The 19,754-nt window shown below is 34.8% G+C and carries 18 protein-coding genes; 2 read left to right on the top strand and 16 right to left on the bottom strand.

The window, feature by feature from the left end; all coding sequences use genetic code 11:
• Window positions 1-151: 151 nt before the first annotated feature.
• The 4 genes from CACET_RS05805 to CACET_RS05790 all read right to left on the bottom strand — a co-directional run bounded on the left by CACET_RS05805 (window position 152) and on the right by CACET_RS05790 (window position 5,332).
• Window positions 152-856, bottom strand: a complete 705-nt coding sequence (locus CACET_RS05805; protein ID WP_044825412.1) for a type 1 glutamine amidotransferase — start codon at window positions 854-856, stop codon at window positions 152-154.
• Between the two features lie 189 nt (window positions 857-1,045).
• Entirely contained in the window at window positions 1,046-1,621 is a 576-nt protein-coding gene (locus CACET_RS05800) for an indolepyruvate oxidoreductase subunit beta (RefSeq protein WP_044825413.1), read from the bottom strand.
• Window positions 1,602-3,428 carry a thiamine pyrophosphate-dependent enzyme gene (locus CACET_RS05795; RefSeq protein WP_044825480.1) on the bottom strand — a complete coding sequence of 609 codons (1,827 nt, stop codon included), beginning with the start codon at window positions 3,426-3,428 and terminating at the stop codon, window positions 1,602-1,604. Before CACET_RS05795 ends, CACET_RS05800 begins: the two co-directional genes overlap by 20 nt.
• 155 nt (window positions 3,429-3,583) lie before the next feature.
• The gene (locus tag CACET_RS05790) at window positions 3,584-5,332 is read right to left on the bottom strand and encodes a WG repeat-containing protein (protein WP_044825414.1); all 1,749 of its coding nucleotides are present in this window, start codon (window positions 5,330-5,332) and stop codon (window positions 3,584-3,586) included.
• 310 nt (window positions 5,333-5,642) lie between these two features.
• On the opposite strand from CACET_RS05790, the gene CACET_RS05785 reads away from it, so the two are divergent.
• Window positions 5,643-6,146, top strand: coding sequence for a flavin reductase family protein (locus CACET_RS05785; protein WP_144414728.1), 504 nt, complete (start codon window positions 5,643-5,645; stop codon window positions 6,144-6,146).
• 152 nt (window positions 6,147-6,298) lie between these two features.
• Here the strand turns inward: CACET_RS05785 and CACET_RS05780 are convergent, their stop codons facing one another.
• From CACET_RS05780 to CACET_RS05770, 3 genes are all read right to left on the bottom strand, one after another.
• Complete coding sequence (locus tag CACET_RS05780) at window positions 6,299-6,739, bottom strand: SHOCT-like domain-containing protein (protein ID WP_044825416.1); 441 nt, start codon at window positions 6,737-6,739, stop codon at window positions 6,299-6,301.
• Between the two features lie 28 nt (window positions 6,740-6,767).
• Window positions 6,768-7,172, bottom strand: a complete 405-nt coding sequence (locus CACET_RS05775) for a DUF2089 domain-containing protein (protein ID WP_044825417.1) — start codon at window positions 7,170-7,172, stop codon at window positions 6,768-6,770.
• Between the two features lie 283 nt (window positions 7,173-7,455).
• A complete protein-coding gene (locus CACET_RS05770; RefSeq protein WP_044825418.1) occupies window positions 7,456-7,857 on the bottom strand; it encodes an arsenate reductase ArsC in 402 nt (133 codons plus the stop codon).
• Between the two features lie 324 nt (window positions 7,858-8,181).
• On the opposite strand from CACET_RS05770, the gene CACET_RS05765 reads away from it, so the two are divergent.
• Window positions 8,182-8,682: a hypothetical protein gene (locus CACET_RS05765; RefSeq protein ID WP_044825419.1), complete on the top strand. Its 501-nt coding sequence runs from the start codon at window positions 8,182-8,184 to the stop codon at window positions 8,680-8,682.
• Window positions 8,683-8,752: 70 nt separating this feature from the next.
• On the opposite strand, the gene CACET_RS05760 is transcribed toward CACET_RS05765, so the two are convergent.
• The 9 genes from CACET_RS05760 to CACET_RS05720 all read right to left on the bottom strand — a co-directional run bounded on the left by CACET_RS05760 (window position 8,753) and on the right by CACET_RS05720 (window position 19,616).
• Window positions 8,753-10,414, bottom strand: a complete 1,662-nt coding sequence (locus tag CACET_RS05760; RefSeq protein ID WP_044825420.1) for a hypothetical protein — start codon at window positions 10,412-10,414, stop codon at window positions 8,753-8,755.
• Window positions 10,401-11,204, bottom strand: coding sequence for an ABC transporter ATP-binding protein (locus CACET_RS05755; RefSeq protein WP_044825421.1), 804 nt, complete (start codon window positions 11,202-11,204; stop codon window positions 10,401-10,403). The genes CACET_RS05760 and CACET_RS05755 overlap by 14 nt, the downstream gene beginning before the upstream one ends.
• A 273-nt stretch (window positions 11,205-11,477) precedes the next feature.
• Window positions 11,478-13,091 carry a mannitol dehydrogenase family protein gene (locus tag CACET_RS05750; protein ID WP_044825422.1) on the bottom strand — a complete coding sequence of 538 codons (1,614 nt, stop codon included), beginning with the start codon at window positions 13,089-13,091 and terminating at the stop codon, window positions 11,478-11,480.
• 55 nt (window positions 13,092-13,146) lie between these two features.
• Entirely contained in the window at window positions 13,147-14,217 is a 1,071-nt protein-coding gene (gene uxuA / locus CACET_RS05745) for a mannonate dehydratase (RefSeq protein WP_044825423.1), read from the bottom strand.
• 98 nt (window positions 14,218-14,315) lie between these two features.
• Window positions 14,316-15,716 carry a glucuronate isomerase gene (gene uxaC, locus CACET_RS05740; RefSeq protein ID WP_044825424.1) on the bottom strand — a complete coding sequence of 467 codons (1,401 nt, stop codon included), beginning with the start codon at window positions 15,714-15,716 and terminating at the stop codon, window positions 14,316-14,318.
• Window positions 15,717-15,794: 78 nt separating this feature from the next.
• Window positions 15,795-16,532 carry a GntR family transcriptional regulator gene (locus CACET_RS05735; protein WP_044825425.1) on the bottom strand — a complete coding sequence of 246 codons (738 nt, stop codon included), beginning with the start codon at window positions 16,530-16,532 and terminating at the stop codon, window positions 15,795-15,797.
• 235 nt (window positions 16,533-16,767) lie between these two features.
• Window positions 16,768-18,063, bottom strand: a complete 1,296-nt coding sequence (locus tag CACET_RS05730) for a TRAP transporter large permease (RefSeq protein ID WP_044825426.1) — start codon at window positions 18,061-18,063, stop codon at window positions 16,768-16,770.
• 18 nt (window positions 18,064-18,081) lie between these two features.
• Entirely contained in the window at window positions 18,082-18,579 is a 498-nt protein-coding gene (locus CACET_RS05725) for a TRAP transporter small permease (RefSeq protein WP_044825427.1), read from the bottom strand.
• A 32-nt stretch (window positions 18,580-18,611) separates the two neighbouring features.
• Window positions 18,612-19,616 (bottom strand): C4-dicarboxylate TRAP transporter substrate-binding protein, encoded by a 1,005-nt coding sequence (locus CACET_RS05720; protein WP_044825428.1) that lies wholly within the window; start codon window positions 19,614-19,616, stop codon window positions 18,612-18,614.
• Between the last annotated feature and the right edge of the window lie 138 nt (window positions 19,617-19,754).

Raw genomic sequence — 19,754 nt, 5'->3', positions numbered from 1 at the left:
CTCAACAAAATCAGCAATGCGTTTTAATCATGTTTATAATATAAATGCTATCTTATAAGTATTCATAGACTGAAATCATAAAAACACAAGGGAAAACCCCCTTAGTGGATTTTCCCTTGTGCTAATACTTTTTAAAGTACAAATCTAAGAATTAAATTGATTTATAATCGGAATTCAAAAAGTTTTTTATAAACTTACTATTTTGCAAAAGTTGACTCTCTTTTTCAAGGTTGTTTATGTACCAATCATTAAAATCTTTATCCTGTTTAGAAAACACTTCGAAGATTTCTTGACCCTCCGCTAGACCATACTCTGGATGGAACTGTACCCCCCACACTGGAAGATCCTTATATTGAAATCCATGTATATTACAATGAGGAGAAGTAGCTATTGCTTTGAATTCCTCTGGTAAATCAAAAACTTCATCGTAGTGAGCTACCATAATTACCGGATTTTCAATATTTTTAAACAGCAAGTTATCATATAACTGTATCATCTCCCATCCCATTTCTGGCTTTTGGGCTTTTCTGATAAAGTTTTTTCCTGCGATACTTCTTACAATAAACTGATGACCATAACAGATACCCAACACTGCCTTACTACGGGATATAAAGTCCACCACTATCGTTTCTAGTTTTTTTTCCCAACCACTATCCTCTAGTGTAGAAGCCTCTGAACCCGATATAATTAAATGAGTGTAAGTATCAAGATCTTGAAGACTATTTTCAGCTTCTTTCATATTTATAGCCCTTACAAAATTGCATTTTTTGTTACATCCCGCCAGTTGCCGTATAACTGCTTCATCAAAAGACTTAGCAAACTGATCATCTATAAAACAATTTAAAATTAAAACCACTGTATATCCCCCTCATGTTAAAACTACCTTTAAAATAATTCTACTTCTTTTTTAAAAATTCCTTCAAGGTTTTTAAATTTTAACAGGAATATGCTGATTTTTTATTTCCTTCCTGCATAAATAAAGGCACTATGTTTGTGAATAACAAACCAGCACCTTCTTTAATAAAAGTCTTTATTTTAATTATTTTTAATACTGATAACCAAAATTAAAAGCCTCCATATTCATATCGATTGTCTTGTAGGGCACATTATCCTTGATTGTTTCCTTCCATGTATGCACTTGGATCTCTAAATTTTTAGCTAAAATTCCTAGAAGAATTACATTAGATACTTGCTTTTTGCCAATTTTTGTAGCTTCCTCAAAAGCATTAATTTCTATCACCTTAAATTTAGACTTAAGTTCCTCTATCTCCTCTTCTGGATATGGATATTTTTCCTGCTGCACCATGGTAGGATAAAATCTCTTGCTATTTAATATAATCTTACCTTCATCCTTTAACATAGAGCTCCATCTTAAAGCTTCTAATGGTTCCATCGCCAATAATATATCTCCCTCTCCTGGAGGAATGTTAGGAGAAAGTACTTTTTTACCTATCTTAACATTTCCCCAAACCATTCCTCCTCTTTGAGATAGGCCTACTACGTCATTGCTTTTTACATCAAAGTCATCTTTTAGGGCTGCTTGACAAATAGTCCTTGTCATGAGAATCAATCCTTGACCACCTACTCCACCTAACATAATATTAGTTGTCAACTTTCTCATCCTCCCTACCTATATTTTTCGAAGACTTAATAGCATTTACGGGACAGACTTGAGCACATACACTACACCCTACACACATGTCTTTATCAATAGAAGACTTTAATTTTTCTATACCTTCATATTTTATCATTCTAAGCGGTGGACAATTGGTTCTTATACAAGCTCTACAGCTAATACATATATTAGGGTCCACGTAAAAGTGGGGTTTTTCCATATTATATTTTAGTGCACATGGACCATTTGCCACGATAATAGATAGCCCTTCATAGGCGATTTCTTCCTTAAATATTTTTTCCGCAGCTTTGTAATCATATTGATTGATTTCCTTGACTCTGTCAAATCCCAAGGATTCTAAGAGGGTTTTAATCCCCACTTTCATATCGTCTCTTTCATTGTAAAGACCAGAACTGGCATTAGGCTGACCGCCAGTCATAGCCGTGGTTCTGTTATCTAAAACAATCAAAGTGATATTCTCCTTGTCTTCCTTCCTATGTAACATATTCACAAAGGTAGATAATCCAGAGTGAAAAAAGGTACCATCTCCAATCACCGCCACCAAAGGCTCATCTTGATCATCTTTTGACATAGCCTTCCTCAGTCCCTTTGTTATGCCAATACTAGCACCCATACTGATAATAATATTGGACTGTTCAAAGGGGAACAACATCGCTAGAGAATAGCAGCCAATATCTCCAATTACAACCTTTGCCTTAGATTTTTTTAGTAGATCAAAAGTAGGCCTATGGGGGCATCCTGTACAAAATAACGGTGCTCTAGGAACAGTCTCTACAAAACGTTTTGCATAAACCTTCTTTTCTGGCAAGATTCCTGCTTCATAAAGCCCTTCGGCTATATTTTGTATATCTAATTCCCCTGTAAAGGAAAAGTGTTTCTTACCTTCACAATGGATACCCATGAGCTTCAATTCATTTTCTATAAAGGGCATCATTTCTTCTATAACAATAACTTTTTTAAACTTGCTGGTAATTTCCTTCGCCTTTTTTTCGGAAATAGGATAAATTAAACCTAGTTTCCATATGCTTGCATTGGGATCTAATTCCTTAAGGTTATAATATACTAAGCCCGATGTAATGATAAGGGTATCTGTATCTTCCTTCAGTTCCAGCCTATTTAAGTCCGTAGTATAAGCATACTCTTCAAGTTTGTTTAACCTTTCTCTCATGAAAATTTGTGCTTTTATAGAGCCCGGGGGGATCATACAAAATTTTTCTTTATCATAGTTAATACCTTTAGCTTTTACCTCTTGTCTTTCTTCTACCGTAACAGTACTTCTACTGTGACATACTCTACTGGTAATTCTAAGCATCATAGGAGCAGAGAAGGCCTCGCTGATTTCCAAAGCCTTTTTTGTAAAATCCTTTGCCTCTTGACTATCGGCGACATCTAATATCCCCATATTAGCAAACTTCCCTAGCAATCTATTATCCTGTTCATTTTGTGAACTAGCTAATCCTGGATCATCTCCTGTTACTAGTAAAAATCCTCCATTGGTAGGGGTTTGGGTAAAAGTCATCAGGGGATCTAATGCTATATTCACACCTACATGCTTCATGATAGCCATAGACCTGGCACCGTAAAAGGAGCCTCCAATAGCTACTTCTAATGCTACCTTTTCGTTTGTAGAGAATTCTGCATAAAGTTCTTTATATTCCTTTAGCTTTTCTAGGACTTCTACCGTTGGAGACCCTGGGTAACTGGCAGCTATCGTCCCTCCAGCTTCATAGAATCCTCTGGCAATTGCTTCGTTCCCCGTCAATACCCTTTTATGTTTTAAACTTGTTTCCATTCCACCACTCCCCAAGTTTATTTTATTTCTTTTAAATTTTATGAAATGATGAGATTTATTTTTATCTGTAATTATGATACCCATAATATTCCTCTACATTCACCTATCTTAACAAAAAACCATGAAGCCTGAGGGTTTAGATTTTTTTTATTATTTTAATGAAAAGATTGCCAAAATGCCCCTTTAACATCAATCAAACTCATAATCTCTTTAAAAGGTATTGTGAAGGTAGGAAAACCTGCAGCATAAGGGGCTATCTCATAGGGCAGGAAATAGATATTTAAAGCATCTTCTGTTATAAAGAAGGGCTGATCTGGCTTAATCCCTTTATACTCATCAAGCCAAACTGGAGAATCTTCTCCCTGCTGAATAATCTGCTGTTTTATAATATCGCTTAATACTTTTACATAATCGCTGTCCTTTTTGAAAAGATCTGTAAGTTCATAGAATTTTCCTGTCTTTAGATCAATATGAGCATAAACCCGTGAAGGCATACCATGAGCTGCACCATAAGGATATAAATAACCGGATATTTCTATTATCACTAAGTCTTTTTTAAAAAAGGTCACAGTGAAATCACTGTCATAACTATACTCAAAATCTTCTCCATCCATTCCCTTACTTAAAGACATTTCCTTAAGTCGCTTATTGACTTTTCTTTGTGCTTCACGATCCTTCATTCCTTCTATTTGAGGATAATATACGATATAATCCCTTCTAGGTTTGTACTTTATGCTTCTTACTACATACTGGTGATTCAACACTACATCCTTACTTTGCTTCCATACGATCTCTCCACTTAAATCTAAGTAAGCAGTTCTATTATCAATATTTACTTTGATCAAATCATCAATAAAGGAAAGGGTGCCTTCCCCCTCCACCCTAGGTAATTCTAAGGCTCTTCTTCCATACTTATCAATAAAGAATGTTGTTACGCCATCACTTACAGATAAGTATCCCCGTTTGTATTCTGTGATATAGGTGTAAAGAAAGTCTGTAACAAATTTGCCATTTAAATCTGCAATAGCACATTTAGAACCTGCAAAACTGCTTTCTCTACTAAGGGGTATTCCAACTGCCACTCTACCCTCACCTATAAACTTGACTTCATTATATTTTAGCGGTATAACTTGATTTCCCCTAGTATCTATCAAACCATAGTAAGGCCAATAATCTTTGTAATTAACAACCACAGCTCTGCAATTTTCAAAGGGTTGTGCTCCGTCAAATTGTGGAGATATAATGACTTTCCCTTTTTCATCTATAAACCCAAATTTCCCATCCGTAGTTTCTTTATAAGGCAATAACCCATTACCCAAGTCACCAACGAAGGCATAGTTAAATGTATTAAGTATTTTCCCATCTAGATCTATAATGGCGTAACCTTGGCTGTTTTTCAATTCAACAACAGCTTTACCACATTTAAAGTCACCAGTGGCTGAGTATTGGGGAGAAACAATTACGTTTCCATCTCTATCCACATATCCTCCCAACCAACTGCTATCATCGATATTTTTATTTAACCATGCTCTATTTTCTTTCATAGCACCGATGGAGCCTTCTGTCTGGAAAATTTCTTTCCCTTTTTCATCTATCATTTTCGCAAGACCTTTTTCCCAAACCACAGCTCTTCCTTCACTATAAGCAGAAATATTATCATACTTTGGCTCAACAATATAACACCCAGTAATATCAATAATTCCTGAAAGACAATCTTTTGTGACGATAGCTAATCCATTATCTTGAAAATCTTCTGCTGCATCAAAGGTTGGTTGGATAAAAAACTTTCCGCTCCTATCTATATATCCCCACTTTGTACCTCCTACTTCAGTAATCGCTGCAGGATATAGTCCTGCACCTGAAAATCTTTCCCTGCCCCTTAATTCCTTTGAATCCAAAAACATACACATTTCCCTCCTACCTTTTTTACATATACCATCATAATATGTACTTAACTAAAAAGGGTGCTAAAAGACAGACAAGAAAGGAAGACTTTGTTCTATTTTTATGCTTTTTTTGGTATAATTACTAAATGAAGTGAAAACCTTACTTATATTACCGATTAAAAACGAAGTCTTATATTTTAACAACAAGGTCAGAATATAGCTACATACCCTTAAACTTAAATTTTAATATCCAGAGTCTAAGTGTGACCCTTAGTATATTAAAATTTATAGGCGTATTTCTATAATGAATAGAGAGGAGAAGATATTATTGTATAAAGAGGTTAAATTTACAGATGTTTCAAAGGAACTTTTAGAACAACTTCAAAAAGGAGGGTTCTTAACTGTTAAGAGAGATGACGAAGTAAATACGATGACAATAGCTTGGGGTTCTCTAGGCTTCATGTGGAAAAAACCCATTTTTACTGCCATGGTTAGATATTCCCGTCATACGTATGAACTTATGGAAAGCACCAAAAATTTTACTGTAAGCCTTCCTTTAAAAGGACAGTTGGAAAAAGAGTTGAAACTATGTGGCTCAAAATCCGGTAGAGATACGAATAAAATTCAAGAATGTAATCTTACCTTAAAAGAGGGTTTTCTTGAAGATTCAGTTATCATAGATGAATGTGATCTGCACTTAGAATGTAGGATTGTCTATAAGCAGGGGATGGATGCAGCTACGCTTTCTTCAGAAATCAATGATAGCTGCTATGCCAACAATGATTATCATGTGCTGTATTACGGTGAGATTGTAAAGGCATATATAAAATAAGCCTATTTAAAGAAGAGATAAATAAAGGTAGTGGGATGAAAAAGACTTCTATCCTACTACCTTACTATGTTTTAATTAGGCTCTTTAAATAATTTATTTAATACTCTATTAATTAGCATAATCAGTATGCCTTCTTACAACTTTTTTCTGACTTAGTCAACATAAACTTCTACCCGAATTCTTCCCTCTTCAGGATCGTTTATATCTACATCTACTAACTTTCCATCCGATAACCCTTGGTCCATTAGTTGTATTAATTCGTCAAAATCAATTTTTGATATATCAACGCCATTTTTCTCCATCTCTTCTTTTGCTTCTTTGGGAATCATACCCATCCCCATATTCACAAACTTTGAAGCTACCTTTAAAAGACTCAAAGGAATATTAACATCTACCTTTTTAACCCCTATGCCATCTCCGGATACCCGTACTCTTAGAAACCTTTCTTTGTTTTTTGCATTACTTTTATCCAAGAGGATGCTTTTCGCCGTTTTATCTCCTTCCTGTAGTGCATTAAGCAATTCCAGCCCTTCTTCAGAGGATATCTTTCCCTCCTGAATCATTTCAAGAATTTTAAGCTTTTCATTTTGCATTACAATCCCATCCCTTCAATTTATTATTTTACTTACCTAGTTTTCGAAGCTGTTGTGCCGCTTCCTCTGAAGTTAATTCACCATTTTCCAATGCAGTAAGTATACGTTGTCTTTTCTCAGCCATATTTTGTGAAAATCTATCGTCAGTCCGATCCTCTATTTTCTCAACGCCATATCCCAAAGCCTGTATGACTCCCTCAAGTCTATTTCGCACTGTAGGGTAAGAAATTCCCAGTTCTTTTTCTACGTCCTTAATATTCCCTCTGCATTTTATAAAAACCTCGATAAATTCAAGTTGTTCTCCTGGAAGTTTACAAAATTTGCAGCCTGTAAAATCCCCCTCTAAACTACTTTTACATGTAGAACAACTCATTTTAGTAATACTTAACTCATCACGACAGATAGGACATTGACTTGGAGCTTTATACTTCATCTTTATCACCTCACTTATACTGCAACTTATCTTTATATTTAGAGAATATACTTTTTTTCCAGCTTTGTCAATATTATTATTAATATTATTAATGTATTTATTAATAATATTAATAATAATATTTAATTTATTAATAATTTTAATCAGGACCTCATAAAAATCATATAACTGAAAACTTTTTATATAAAAACAAGTCCCCTTGAAAGGAGACTTACTTTAATCAATAGATAATTTTACTTTTTATTTCTTTTTTAACTAAAATTACAAATAAGTAGACATCAATCTATATTTCTTTATTTTCCACCCTTTTAATAAGATCTTCTACCTTTGCCTTAATTAAATCTCTAGTTTTTCTAAAGCCTTCAATAGGTCCACCTGATGGGTCTTCAAGTCCCCAATCCTCACTATGACTGCATGGAACAAAGGGACATGCTACATTACAACCCATGGTAATCAAAATATCTAGTTCCTCTGGAATATCACTTAAAAGCTTAGGATAGTGTCCACTCATAGCTACACCAACTTCCTCCATTACCTGAACTGCTCCTGGCTTTACTTCTGGATAATTTTCTGTCCCAGCTGAGTATACCTCCAATACATGGCCCCCTAGCTTTTTTGCCCATCCTTCTGCTATTTGCGAACGACAAGAGTTATGAACACATACAAATGCTACTTTTTTCTTCATGATAATTCCTCCTAGTATTTTTCTGCTAATAACCTGCAAGAGTTAGTTCTTTTCATTTCAATCCTTTTGAAATCAGCGTTTTATTTTATGTGTAGACCTTTACTATAGCTAGTATCCTGCTGCTCTTTATTCATATAGATACATCTCAATGTATTTATATAAAGTATATTGATTTTTTGTTTTTTTGTCAATATCTTTCAAAGATATCGCATTATTTATTAAAAATAAGTTTAAAAATTTGTTAAAATTCTATAAATCTGTTATGAAATTAGCAAATTAGTGTCATAATACAGTATATTTATCTCTAGGAGGATTCGACTGATAATGGAAACAATTATAGAGTTTTTAGATACTTATAACTTACCATGGCTTATTTTAGCAGGTATTACTTGGTTAACTATTTATTTTTCTTGTTCTTTGCAACAGTTCTTCCATGCACTGCCTGTTGGTCTTTGGACCATGACCATTGGTGGCACTTTAGAAAACTTTTTTATTGATAATAAGTTCTGGGAGCAACACTTTATTATGATTCAAGTTGGTAAATTAGACTTATTTGTTTTGGTTGGTCCATTTTTCGCTGTAGGACTACTATTAATAAGGTTTTTGCCTAAAGGTCGCTGGCAGAAGTTTTTTATGGTACTAGTCTTTTCAGCCCTATCAACAGCAATAGAGTTGATTGCTATAAAGTTCGGCTTTCTCACATATCATCCAGAAAACTGGTCAGCAATATCTTCCTTAATAGCCTATTATCTAGGACTGATGAGTGGCTTAGGTTTTTATTATGTCTATTATAATAAAAATATTTCTGGCTCAACCTACTATTAAGGCATAGAGATCAAAAGTTTCAAAGAAAACTTTATGCCTTAGTTTTCTCTTTTACCTTTTTGTATACTTATCATGATTTGGGTTTTTGGAGTGTAGATTTCAATCCCTTTTTCCATAAAAAAGCAATAGCTGCTAAAATAAAAATCATATAGGGTATCAGAGTAATATTTTTAGAAATCATAAAATTATGTACATAGGCAGCTAAACCACTGAAAATTCCCACAGCAAACATCGTAATGATGCTATTATGTTTTACATATTCGAAGTCTTGACTAAAAGGAAGCTTATTATCAAAGAAATAAAAAATCAAAACAATGGATAAGATCATATTTAAAAACATCAAAGTAATATCCATGAGTATAACAAACCCATAAAAAAAGAGAAAAATCAAGCTAAGCAACAGATACACTGGCAACATCAATTTCACTACAAAGCCTTTTAAAGCTCCTTTGTAAACCACAGAAGGATTTTCGATGGGCAGTATTTTATAAATCCAAGCCGCCCCATAGCCCTCACTGGTACTTAACATAGGTATACTGGTGGCAAGGAGTGTTATCGTAAAATAAATGGCTAAATAATATCTGCCTCCTGAAAGAGCAACAGTAATTTCTCCAAAGGATGTTAAATGAGCAAAGCTCCTGACAACAAACAGCAAAGGGAGGATGGCTGCAAAAGCTAGATTAGGATATAATTTTAGTTTTAAGTTTCTTTCATTTGAAAGTATATTTTGAGTGAATCGAAAAAAAGTATTTTCTATAGGATGCCAACAAAATAAAGCAGCTATTTTTTTATGCAGCTTTTTCTTTTTTTCTATACTTTCATTTCTTTTGGTGCCATTGGTATTGAGCTTTTGTAATTTTTTTTCAAAATAAGGAGCTACTCTTTTAAAGTATAAAACTAATGTTACTATTGGTGCAATGATGCCCAAAAAAGTAAAATGTACATAATATGCCTCATAATGCCCTTCTAAAAACAAACTGAAGGGAGCCGCAAACCAAGTGGAGGGAATGAAATAACTCCACCATTTGGGGATAAAAACTATATCATACTGAAACACTTGAAAGATATTCCCTATTAATTGATAAACTACTATCATAAATATAGCTAAAATAATTTGAAAATAATTAATAATATCCTTCAACTTTTCTCCATCAAAAAAAGATAAAATCAAAAAATATAATAATGAAGTAAACAATATAATAAGACCTGGAATGATACACAACTGAAAAAGAAAAATCCCTCCAAAACCCAATCCATACTTTATAGAACCTGCTACAAGGGTAGGTGCAGCGATCACCATAGTAATTGTAATCAAATGAGCTAAGATGTGTGTGATCTTAGCAGCATTTATTGTTTTGGAATCTATCGGTTTTGAAAGCAAGATATTTTTTTCTTTTATGTCCAACAGCAAAGAAGAATAATCAGAGATCATAATCATCATCACCATAAAAACCAGCATAGCATAGATCATATTCATCTTCATAAACAAAGAAAAGTCAGGAAAAATAAAGAACATAATGACAAAACCCATCAAAGCATACATTAAGAGAGATTTTTTAAACATATTTTCACTTTCTTTGACGGTGTCCTTTATCATCATTGTAGGCTTTCTTCTTTGATCTATAGTTAGCTTTACTTGTAGTATCTTCCTCATCAGATCATAGTCAATGCCCAACTTTTCATAAAAAAAACTCAAATAATCTAAAAATCGTAGAAACTTAAATTCCTTCATCCTTTACCTCCCTATCCTGTAGTACATCCACAAAAGCCTTAGCAATTTCCTTGTGTTGATTAAAGCCTGTAAGCTGATTAAATATTTCTTCAAGAGAACCCTCTACGCTTTGTTTCTTTAATTCCTCAAAGCTACCGTCAGCCACAATTCTACCATCATTTAATAGTATAATCCTACTGCTGATTTTCTCTACAACCTCCATAATGTGAGAAGAATAAAAAATTGTTTTCCCTTGCAGTGCCAACGCTGCTAGAATCTCTTTAAAGATCATCACACTGTTGGCATCTAAGCCGCTGAGGGGTTCATCTAAAAACAAAATGTCAGGATCATGTATTAGACTAGCGATGATAAGAATTTTTTGTTTCATTCCCTTTGAAAAAGATGCAATCCGTGAATGATACACCTCTTCGATCCCAAAGAGATGCATTAGTTTTTTCGCCCTTTCGTTGGCCATCTTCAACGCCATACCATATACTTCTCCAATAAAGGTAAGATATTCATATGCCGTTAGGCTATCGTATATTTCTGCTGTCTCTGGTATGTACCCTATTCTCTTCTTATACTGTATAGGGTCTTGGGAAATATCTTTCCCAAATATTTTTATTTCTCCTTCGTATCCTTCTACGATGCCCAATAAAATTTTAACAGTTGTGCTTTTTCCAGCTCCATTAGGACCAATATAACCTATAATTTGACCCTCATATACTTTGAGATCAATACCCTTCAGTACCTCTTTTCCTTCATAGCTTTTCTTTAAACCCTTGATATCTATAATAGGCTGTCTTTCCATCAGAACCCTCCTATGTTGCATTTTTTTCTCACAAGACTTTTTAATTTTTCCTTTATTATTCAGTATTATAACATACTCACTATAGACTTCAAATTTAGCAACATACATATATCTATTAGATTTCACAAATAATTGAGCAAATATTTCTTTTTGCTATGTAAAAACTATAAAAATAAAACCCCCACAAATTATGTAGGAGTTTTATCCACCAGCAAGCCTTCGATTGTAGCGAAGTTTCTGGTGACTTTATATATATTTAGGGGGAAAAGCTATTTAGTACACATATTTTTTTAAGGTTTCTCTAACTGCTCCTTTAGATGCTACTAATTCTTCAAAATACTTCTCTACTACTTCTCCTAAGCCAGCTTCATAAAGATTTACCCCAAAAATTGCAGAATTAGATAAAATCGGCTTTAAGGCTTCATGGAAGGGCCCTTTGTCTCCGAGAGTAATCGATGCAACATAAGGGGTTATCTCCTCAAGGAGAGGATCAGGACTTAGTTCCATTTTATTTCCATTGTCATCCATGCCCATAAGATATCTACACCATCCAGCTAAAACAAGAGGGATGAGTTTTAAATCTGTAACGTCTAGATCTTCTCTTTGCATATATGCCTTTATGGTTTCTCCAAAGCGAATCCCTAACTTTTGAGAAGTATCCGTTGCAATTCTTTGTGGTGTATCCGGCATAAATGGATTAGGAATTCTCACTTGCAGTACTTCATCGATAAACTTCTTTGGCTCGATAATGCCTGGATTTACAACCACAGGCAAGCCTTCTACATAACCTATCTTCTCTACAAGTCTTTTTAATTCATTATCCTTCATTTCCTCGGAAATCAAAGTGTAGCCTAATAGACAGCCATACACAGCAAGTGCTGTATGGAGAGGATTAAGGCAGGTACAAACCTTCATTTTTTCTACTTTATCAACGGTTTCTCTATCCGTAAAAATGATACCACCCTCTTGAAGGTTTGGTCTGTCATTTGGGAATAAATCCTCTATGATTAAATACTCTGGTTCCTCTGCATTTACAAAGGGAGCTACATAAGTATTTTTCGATGTAATCACATCTTCTACATCCTCAAATCCATCCTTTTTAAGCATCTCTTTTACGCTGGGATCAGGTCTTGGGGTGATTTTATCGATCATGGACCAAGGAAAAGCTATACATTTTGGATCATTGATATATGCTGTAAAGCCCTCATTTACTAGACCCTTTTCTTCCCATGTTTCAGCAAAGGCCTTTACCGCCTCATGAAGTCTCGTACCATTATGTGAACAGTTATCCATGCTTACTAAAGCAAGTGGTTGTTTACCATGGATATATCTTTCGTAAACAAGGGAGGATAATTTACCAATATAGCTTACGGGAGCCTGAGGGCCCTTTTTAAAATCCTCTGCTACAGCTGATAAGTATTCGCCTTTAGCATCCTTTAAGCTATAGCCCTTTTCAGTAATTGTAAAACTTGCCATTTGCAGGCTTGGATTTATAAAAATGTCCTTTAATCTATTCCAGTTTTCTTCATTCTCTGCATCTACTACCAAGGATTCTACAATACTAGCAATGACGGTCTTCTCAATACTTCCATTGGCCTTTAGGGTAACAAGTGCTGTTAAGTTGTCATGAGGTCTATACATTTTTTCTATGATCTCATAGTCAAATCCCTCTGCTACAATAATTCCTTTATCACTTTTTCCCTCATTTAAAATATTTTGCTGAGCATTTGCTGTAAGGGCTCTAAAAATATTTCCTGCCCCAAAATGAATCCAATTAGGATTTGCTTTAGTATTTGCTGTTACTTTCTCTAGATCAAATTTAGGAAGCTTAAACCCGGCAGTTTCCCAAGCTGCAACATCCTTTAGGGCATTTAAATTTAGTTTCATTGCAGTCACCTACTTTCTGCTATTTATATCTTCTAAGTGATGTTATTAAAACTGCTTACTTCTTATCTGCTTTATCAATGGCTTCCCATATACCATTTAAGTAGGTTGCCCCTAAAGCTCTATCGTATAAACCATAGCCCGGCATAGCCTTTTCTCCCCAAATCATTCTTCCGTGGTCGGGTCTGATAGGTCCCTCCATACCGATGTCGTAGAAGGCCTTCATGATTTCATACATATCCAATGAGCCATCGGAAGAAAGATGGGCTGCCTCATCAAACTTGCCTGGTCCATAATGAATAAGGTTTCTAACATGACCAAAATGAACTCTTCCTTTAAAACTTCTAATGATATCTGGAATATCATTATTGGGGTCAGATCCAAGTGATCCTGTACATAAGGTTAGCCCATTGTTTACCACAGGTACTGCATCCAACATTCTTTGAATATTTTTCTTATTGTTTATAATTCTTGGCAAACCAAATACAGACCATGCTGGATCATCCATATGAATAGCCATCTTCACCCCGTATTTTTCACAAGTTGGCATGATTGCCTTTAGGAAGTATATAAGATTTTCAAATAATTTTTCTTCATCCACACCTTTGTACATTTCAAATAATTCCTTAATCCTTGCAAGTCTTTCTGGCTCCCAGCCCGGTAAAGGAAATCCATTAGAGTTGGCATCCATTTCTTCAAACATCCTCGTAGGATCGATTCTATCAATAAGCTCTTGATCATAAGAAAGAACTGTAGAACCATCAGGTCTTTCCTTAGCAAGGTCAGATCTCGTCCAGTCAAATACCGGCATAAAGTTATAACATACTAAATCTATCCCTTCCTTGCCTAAGTTTTCAAGGGTTTCAATATAATTTGCGATGTATTTATCTCTTGTTGGAAGACCGATTTTTATATCATCATGGATATTTACACTCTCAATACCACTTACTTCTAGACCTGCTGCTTCTACCTCTTCTTTCATTACCCTAATTGCTTCTCGACTCCATACTTCTCCAGGCTTAGCATCATAAAGAGTTGTAATAACACCTACACAACCAGGAATCTGTCTGATTTGTTCTAGTGTTACAGTGTCATACTTGCTCCCAAACCATCTTAGTGTCATTTTCATGTTTCCATCTCCTATCTTCATCCCTCTGATCATACTAGTATACCAGTATGATCTTGTTATCACATATAAAACTATCTTTTAGCTAAATCTATATCCTTTTAGACCTCAAAGTATCTTCTTGCGTTATTTAGGCAAATATCTTCTATAATTTTTCCTACCTCGTCCAAGTCATCTGCATATTCTCCGTTTTCTATCCACCCGCCTATAAGATTACACAGTATACGCCTAAAATATTCATGTCTGGTATAAGAAACAAAACTTCTAGAGTCAGTAAGCATCCCTATAAATCTACCTAACAGACCAGAATTAGCAAAACACTTCATATGCTCCTGCATCCCATCTCTATGATCCTGCATCCACCAAGCAGTTCCAAACTGCATTTTGCTTATTGCTTCATCCGATTGAAAGTTACCTGCCATACTGGCTATAACCCAATTATCTTTGGGATTCATGGTAAACAGTATTGTCTTAGGTAAGTCCCCTTGCTTTTCAAGGTGATCTAAAAGCTTTGAAAGATTCACTGCCATATCAGCATCATGAATAGAATCAAACCCTGCATTAATGCCTACTTTCAATAAACTTCTTGTACTGTTGTTACGTAGAGCACTTATGTGCAACTCCATAACCCAGTTCTTTTTTTTGTATTCACTTCCTAAGAAAATCAATAGCGCTGTCTTGTATTGATCCACTTCCTTTTGCGTAAGTTTACTGCCCTTCATTGCCTTTTTAAAGATTGTCTCTATTTCATCCTTTGTATAAGCTTCATAAGGAAGATCGGTAAATCCATGATCGCTTGCTTTACAGCCTACCTCATGAAAAAAAGCAATTCGCTGTTTCAATGCTATACAAAGTTCTTCAAAGTTTGAAATTGGCATATTGGCAACATCAGCTAATAGGTTCATATAATCTATAAACCCTTCGCTGGTTATATCTAAAGCCTTATCCGGTCGCATTGCAGGTAATACTTTTGTTTTAAAACTAGTATCATTCTTAAGCTTTAGATGATATTCAAGACTATCAGCTGGGTCGTCCGTAGTACAAAGGGCATGTACATTGGAATCCTTTATTAATTGACGGGCAGAAAAGTTCGGCTGCTTAATTCTAGCATTTGCTTTATTCCATATGTCTTTAGCGGTCTTTTCACTAAGTGTTTCCTCTATGTTAAAATATCTTTGCAGTTCTAAATGAGACCAATGGTAAAGTGGATTACCCATCGCATAGGGCATGCAGGAAGCAAATGCTCTAAACTTTTCATAGCCACTACCTTCTCCTGTTATGAATTTTTCTGCTGTTCCATTGGCCCGCATTAGACGCCATTTGTAATGATCTCCCCCAAGCCATAATTCTGCTAAATCTTCAAAATGCTTATCTTCATAAATTTCTTTTGGATCTAGGTGACAATGATAATCAAATATTGGTACATTTTTGGCAAATGTATGAAACAATATGTTTGCTGATTTACTTTCTAGAAGAAAATCTTCATTCATAAATTTTGTCATAACTTGAAACCGCCTTTCTCTTACTGGCTTAATTACCTTGGAGGTTTTCAGTACAAGGTCCACTACTTAAAGAAAACCTTATATGGTACCATAAAAGGATTTTGCTGTTAAGTTGTGATGATCTTGCTCCTTAAAGTAATCAGGATATTTTTCGAGAAGTTCCATCTCTTCTGTTGAAATTTTAGTAAGATGTTTTCTTAAAATCTCTACAGCCCCTTCAAGATTATTATTGCATATATTTTCTAAAACCTCTTGATGTTGTAAAACTACATTAGAAAGTATTTTTTCATCCCATAGTGACATAAGACGTATTCTTTTATAGTGCCCCGACATACTTTCAATAATCTCCCAGCACATATTTTTATCAATACTTTTGAAAAATACACTATGAAAGCTGTCGTCAAATGCTAAAAAAGAGGTATAATCATTATCCTTAAGACTTTGCAACTGCATTTCGATATAATGTCTTAATATGGCTATGTCACTTTCTTTATAAGTTTTAATAAACTCCCTTACAGCATGCTCTTCAAGGCTTTCCCGTAGAAACCTTTCTTCCGCAACTCGTTTTAGGTCTATTTTAGAAACAATGGTCCCCTTTTGCGGGATAATATCCACAAGCCCTTCTTTTTCTAATTTGATCAATGCATCTCTTACAGGAGATCTGCTTACATTCCACTGATCGGAAATATCTTTTATACTTAACGCCTCTCCGGGTTTTAAATTTAAAGCTACAATGTTTTTACGAAGAGTGTAATATACACTATCTCCTATATTAAAAGATGAATGTTTAAATAAAGCTATCTCATTAATGTTCATACAACCCTCCATAAAATTATTATAGTTACTGACAAAATACTACCTTCGTTGTGTATTTGAGTATGAACTTAATATATAAAACGAAGGTATAGTGACAGGTATTATTTATTTTTTGTGTTATCCACTCAGTTTTCGCTATTTAAAATTGCAACAAACAGAGTAGAAAATCATTATACCACTTTGTGCTAAATTATTATTATTTTACCATACTGACTTGGTTTTGATAAGTTAATATTTATACTGGAAACAATAAGTTTGGTAACCATAGTACGATTTGTGGGAAGAGTGCTAAAATGGCTACTTGTACAACGATCACTGCAACAAAGGGAACCGATTCCTTTACATAGTCCTCCGTTGGACAACCTATAAGCTGACATGTTGTATACATAGTAACCCCTACTGGCGGTGTCATTCCCCCCATAGTAATTATAGTCATCATAAGGATACCGAAATGCACTGGGTCAATACCTACACTTCTAACAATGGGTAGAAAAATAGGTGTTAGTAGTAAGGTGTTTACCGTCGCCTCCATAAACATACCTGATACAAACAAGAATGTAAGAATGATAAATAATAATAGATGAGGCTGCGTTGTAATTCCAGTAACAAACTGTGCCATCGTTTGAGGTAATTGGTTATAAACAATAACATAACCAAAGATTCCTGAGCATGCAATAATAAGCATGATCATACCATTATCATTAATTGTTTGGCTTAACACTTCAATAGCGCCTTTAAAGCTAAGTTCTCGATAAATAAAAGTACCTACAATAAATGCATAAACTACTGCAAAAGCTCCTGCCTCTGATGGAGTAAAAATACCAAATCTTATAGTAACAATCATGATCACTGGAAATAATAGTGCCCAAAAGCTTTCAATAAAGGATTTGAATATTTCCTGTCCTGTAGCCTTTTCCATTTTAGGAATAACACATACCCCTTTTTTCTCTTTTGATTTCATCGTAAAGTGTACAGTACCCATCAAAATAGTACACATCATAATTCCAGGTACAATACCTGCAACAAACAATCTACCAATGGATACTTCACCAGTAAAGCCGTATAAGATCAATCCTACACTTGGAGGGATTGTTGCCGTAATCAAAGAAGTCAGTCCAATTACTGCCGCACTATATCCCTTTGGGTAACCCTGCTTTGTCATATCAGGGCCAAGTAATCTAGACTCCATAGCAGCATCAGCAACAGCTGAACCTGAAACCCCTCCCATTAATGTAGATAATATAACGGAGACCTGAGCAAGTCCTCCAGTCATGTGTCCTGTCAAAGTAATTGAAAACTTAACAAGTCTTTCTGTAATCCCTGCTGCGTTCATCAAATTCCCTGCCATAACAAAGAATGGTACCGCTAAAAGTGGAAATGATTGTGTTGCTGAAATCAATCTTTGTACAGCTATGGCTAGAGGAAGATTAGATTGTACAAAAAAGAATGCTAAACTTGATATACCCACTGTGAAAGCAAGGGGCATTCCACTAAATAGAAAAACAATAAAAAGTGCTCCTAATATTAACATAAGCTATAATCTCCTCTCTTACCACGCCGATTTATCAGGCAATGATACATGATCCTCTTTTTCAGTAATTGCTTTTTTTAGCTTTTCACACATTGTAAGAAACATGAAGGCACAACCCACTGGAACACTGATTGTTGCATAGGAGTAACTAAGTTTTAATGTGTTGAAAAGTCTTTGATAATTTTGTATAGAAAGACTTATACCATAATAAACAATAATTAGTAAAAATGCTTGAATAAAAATGTAATTAATAATTTTAACTGTTTTTCTCACTTTGAAGGGAAACTTATTTATAATCATATCGACTCCAATATGGCTGTCATTTTTAAGGGCAATATCTGCCCCTAAAAATACAACCCAGCCAAATAGCAGCTGTGCAACATCTATTGACCATGCGATTGGAAACCCAACCCATCGTACAACAGCTGCTGTAAATACTAGAAGGACGATAAGAATAATAAGTATTACTCCTATAAACGTTTCAACTTTTTTAATAGCGTTTAAAACTGCATTCACTATATCACTCCTTCTATAAAACTACTGTAAAACTATTTTCCTAATAATGCATCAACCTGAGCCTTAGCCTCTTGAAGATTATTTTTTTGGTATACTGATTCACTTGCTTCTTTAAATGCTGTTATATCTACTTCTGTAATGGTTACGCCTTGAGCCTTCATATCTTCTTCGTTTTGTACAAGTCCGTTTAATGTTTGCTCCGAAGCATATTTTCCTGCTTTTTCAGCTTCCTCTAATAAGATTTCTTGAATATCTGCAGGTAAAGACTCAAAGAATCCATTTCCTACTACTAAAGGAGACATTAATTGGAAATGTCCAGTTTTAGCAATGTATTTAGAAGTTTCATAAAGTCTTGCTCCAACAATTGCTGGATACTGTGCTTCAAATCCGTCTATAACTCTCTGTTGTAAACCTGGATAAACTTCACCCCATGCAAGGGCAGTAGCGTTAGCTCCCATAGCATTAATAGAGTCAATGAAGATTGGTGAACCAGGCGTTCTAATTCTTAATCCTCTTAAATCTTCTGGTGTTTCTACAAGTTTATTCGTCATAAAGTGTCTATCCCCTTGATACCAGTTAAAGGAAAGAACTCTATAGCCACTATCGGCTACGTTTTCATACCAGCCTTTAAATAAATCTGAAGTTACAAGAATTTCTGCTTCTTCATAGTTATCAACAACATATGGTGCAGCAAGTACACCAATTTCCGGTACTATTTCAGACATCAGTGCTGCATCAGAAATTGCGGCAACGTTTGCTCCTACTTTAGCTTGTTCCATAATATCCTTTGTGTCACCTAACTGAGAACTCGGATATACTTCAACCTTTAATCTACCTTCAGTACGTTCTTCAACATTTCTCTTAAGTTCCATAGCGCCTAAGTACATTGGGTCCTGCTCAGTAACAACCATACCTATTTTTAAAGTGTAGGTATCGCTATTGCCACCTTCTCCTGTCTGTGAACCACCAGTTCCACATGCTGAAAGCATCGTTAAAACCAGCATTAATGATACTACCATTAACAGTTTTTTTCTCATTTTCAACACTCCCCATATTTATTTGCTAGTACTAATATATTACTACACTAATATATTACTATACTAATATATTAGTGTCAATAGTATTTCACATAAATTATAGGACATGAATAAAATAGCCAACGAAAAGTTCATAAG

Origin of the sequence: Clostridium aceticum (assembly GCF_001042715.1) — a bacterium.
Lineage (GTDB): Bacteria > Bacillota > Clostridia > Peptostreptococcales > Natronincolaceae > Andreesenella > Andreesenella acetica.
Note: the sequence above shows the minus strand (reverse complement) of the source record. Positions and strands in the feature narration are given on the sequence as shown.

What these genes read in the sequence shown, in the direction of transcription:
- uxuA (WP_044825423.1), bottom strand. Translation starts at nt 14,217, where the DNA reads ATGAAAATGACACTAAGATGGTTTGGGAGCAAGTATGACACTGTAACA.
- CACET_RS05770 (WP_044825418.1), bottom strand. Translation starts at nt 7,857, where the DNA reads ATGAAGAAAAAAGTAGCATTTGTATGTGTTCATAACTCTTGTCGTTCG.
- CACET_RS05795 (WP_044825480.1), bottom strand. Translation starts at nt 3,428, where the DNA reads ATGGAAACAAGTTTAAAACATAAAAGGGTATTGACGGGGAACGAAGCA.
- CACET_RS05750 (WP_044825422.1), bottom strand. Translation starts at nt 13,091, where the DNA reads ATGAAACTAAATTTAAATGCCCTAAAGGATGTTGCAGCTTGGGAAACT.
- CACET_RS05775 (WP_044825417.1), bottom strand. Translation starts at nt 7,172, where the DNA reads ATGAAGTATAAAGCTCCAAGTCAATGTCCTATCTGTCGTGATGAGTTA.
- CACET_RS05800 (WP_044825413.1), bottom strand. Translation starts at nt 1,621, where the DNA reads ATGAGAAAGTTGACAACTAATATTATGTTAGGTGGAGTAGGTGGTCAA.
- CACET_RS05760 (WP_044825420.1), bottom strand. Translation starts at nt 10,414, where the DNA reads ATGAAGGAATTTAAGTTTCTACGATTTTTAGATTATTTGAGTTTTTTT.
- CACET_RS05735 (WP_044825425.1), bottom strand. Translation starts at nt 16,532, where the DNA reads ATGAACATTAATGAGATAGCTTTATTTAAACATTCATCTTTTAATATA.
- CACET_RS05730 (WP_044825426.1), bottom strand. Translation starts at nt 18,063, where the DNA reads ATGTTAATATTAGGAGCACTTTTTATTGTTTTTCTATTTAGTGGAATG.
- CACET_RS05780 (WP_044825416.1), bottom strand. Translation starts at nt 6,739, where the DNA reads ATGCAAAATGAAAAGCTTAAAATTCTTGAAATGATTCAGGAGGGAAAG.
- CACET_RS05720 (WP_044825428.1), bottom strand. Translation starts at nt 19,616, where the DNA reads ATGAGAAAAAAACTGTTAATGGTAGTATCATTAATGCTGGTTTTAACG.
- CACET_RS05765 (WP_044825419.1), top strand. Translation starts at nt 8,182, where the DNA reads ATGGAAACAATTATAGAGTTTTTAGATACTTATAACTTACCATGGCTT.
- CACET_RS05790 (WP_044825414.1), bottom strand. Translation starts at nt 5,332, where the DNA reads ATGTTTTTGGATTCAAAGGAATTAAGGGGCAGGGAAAGATTTTCAGGT.
- uxaC (WP_044825424.1), bottom strand. Translation starts at nt 15,716, where the DNA reads ATGACAAAATTTATGAATGAAGATTTTCTTCTAGAAAGTAAATCAGCA.
- CACET_RS05755 (WP_044825421.1), bottom strand. Translation starts at nt 11,204, where the DNA reads ATGGAAAGACAGCCTATTATAGATATCAAGGGTTTAAAGAAAAGCTAT.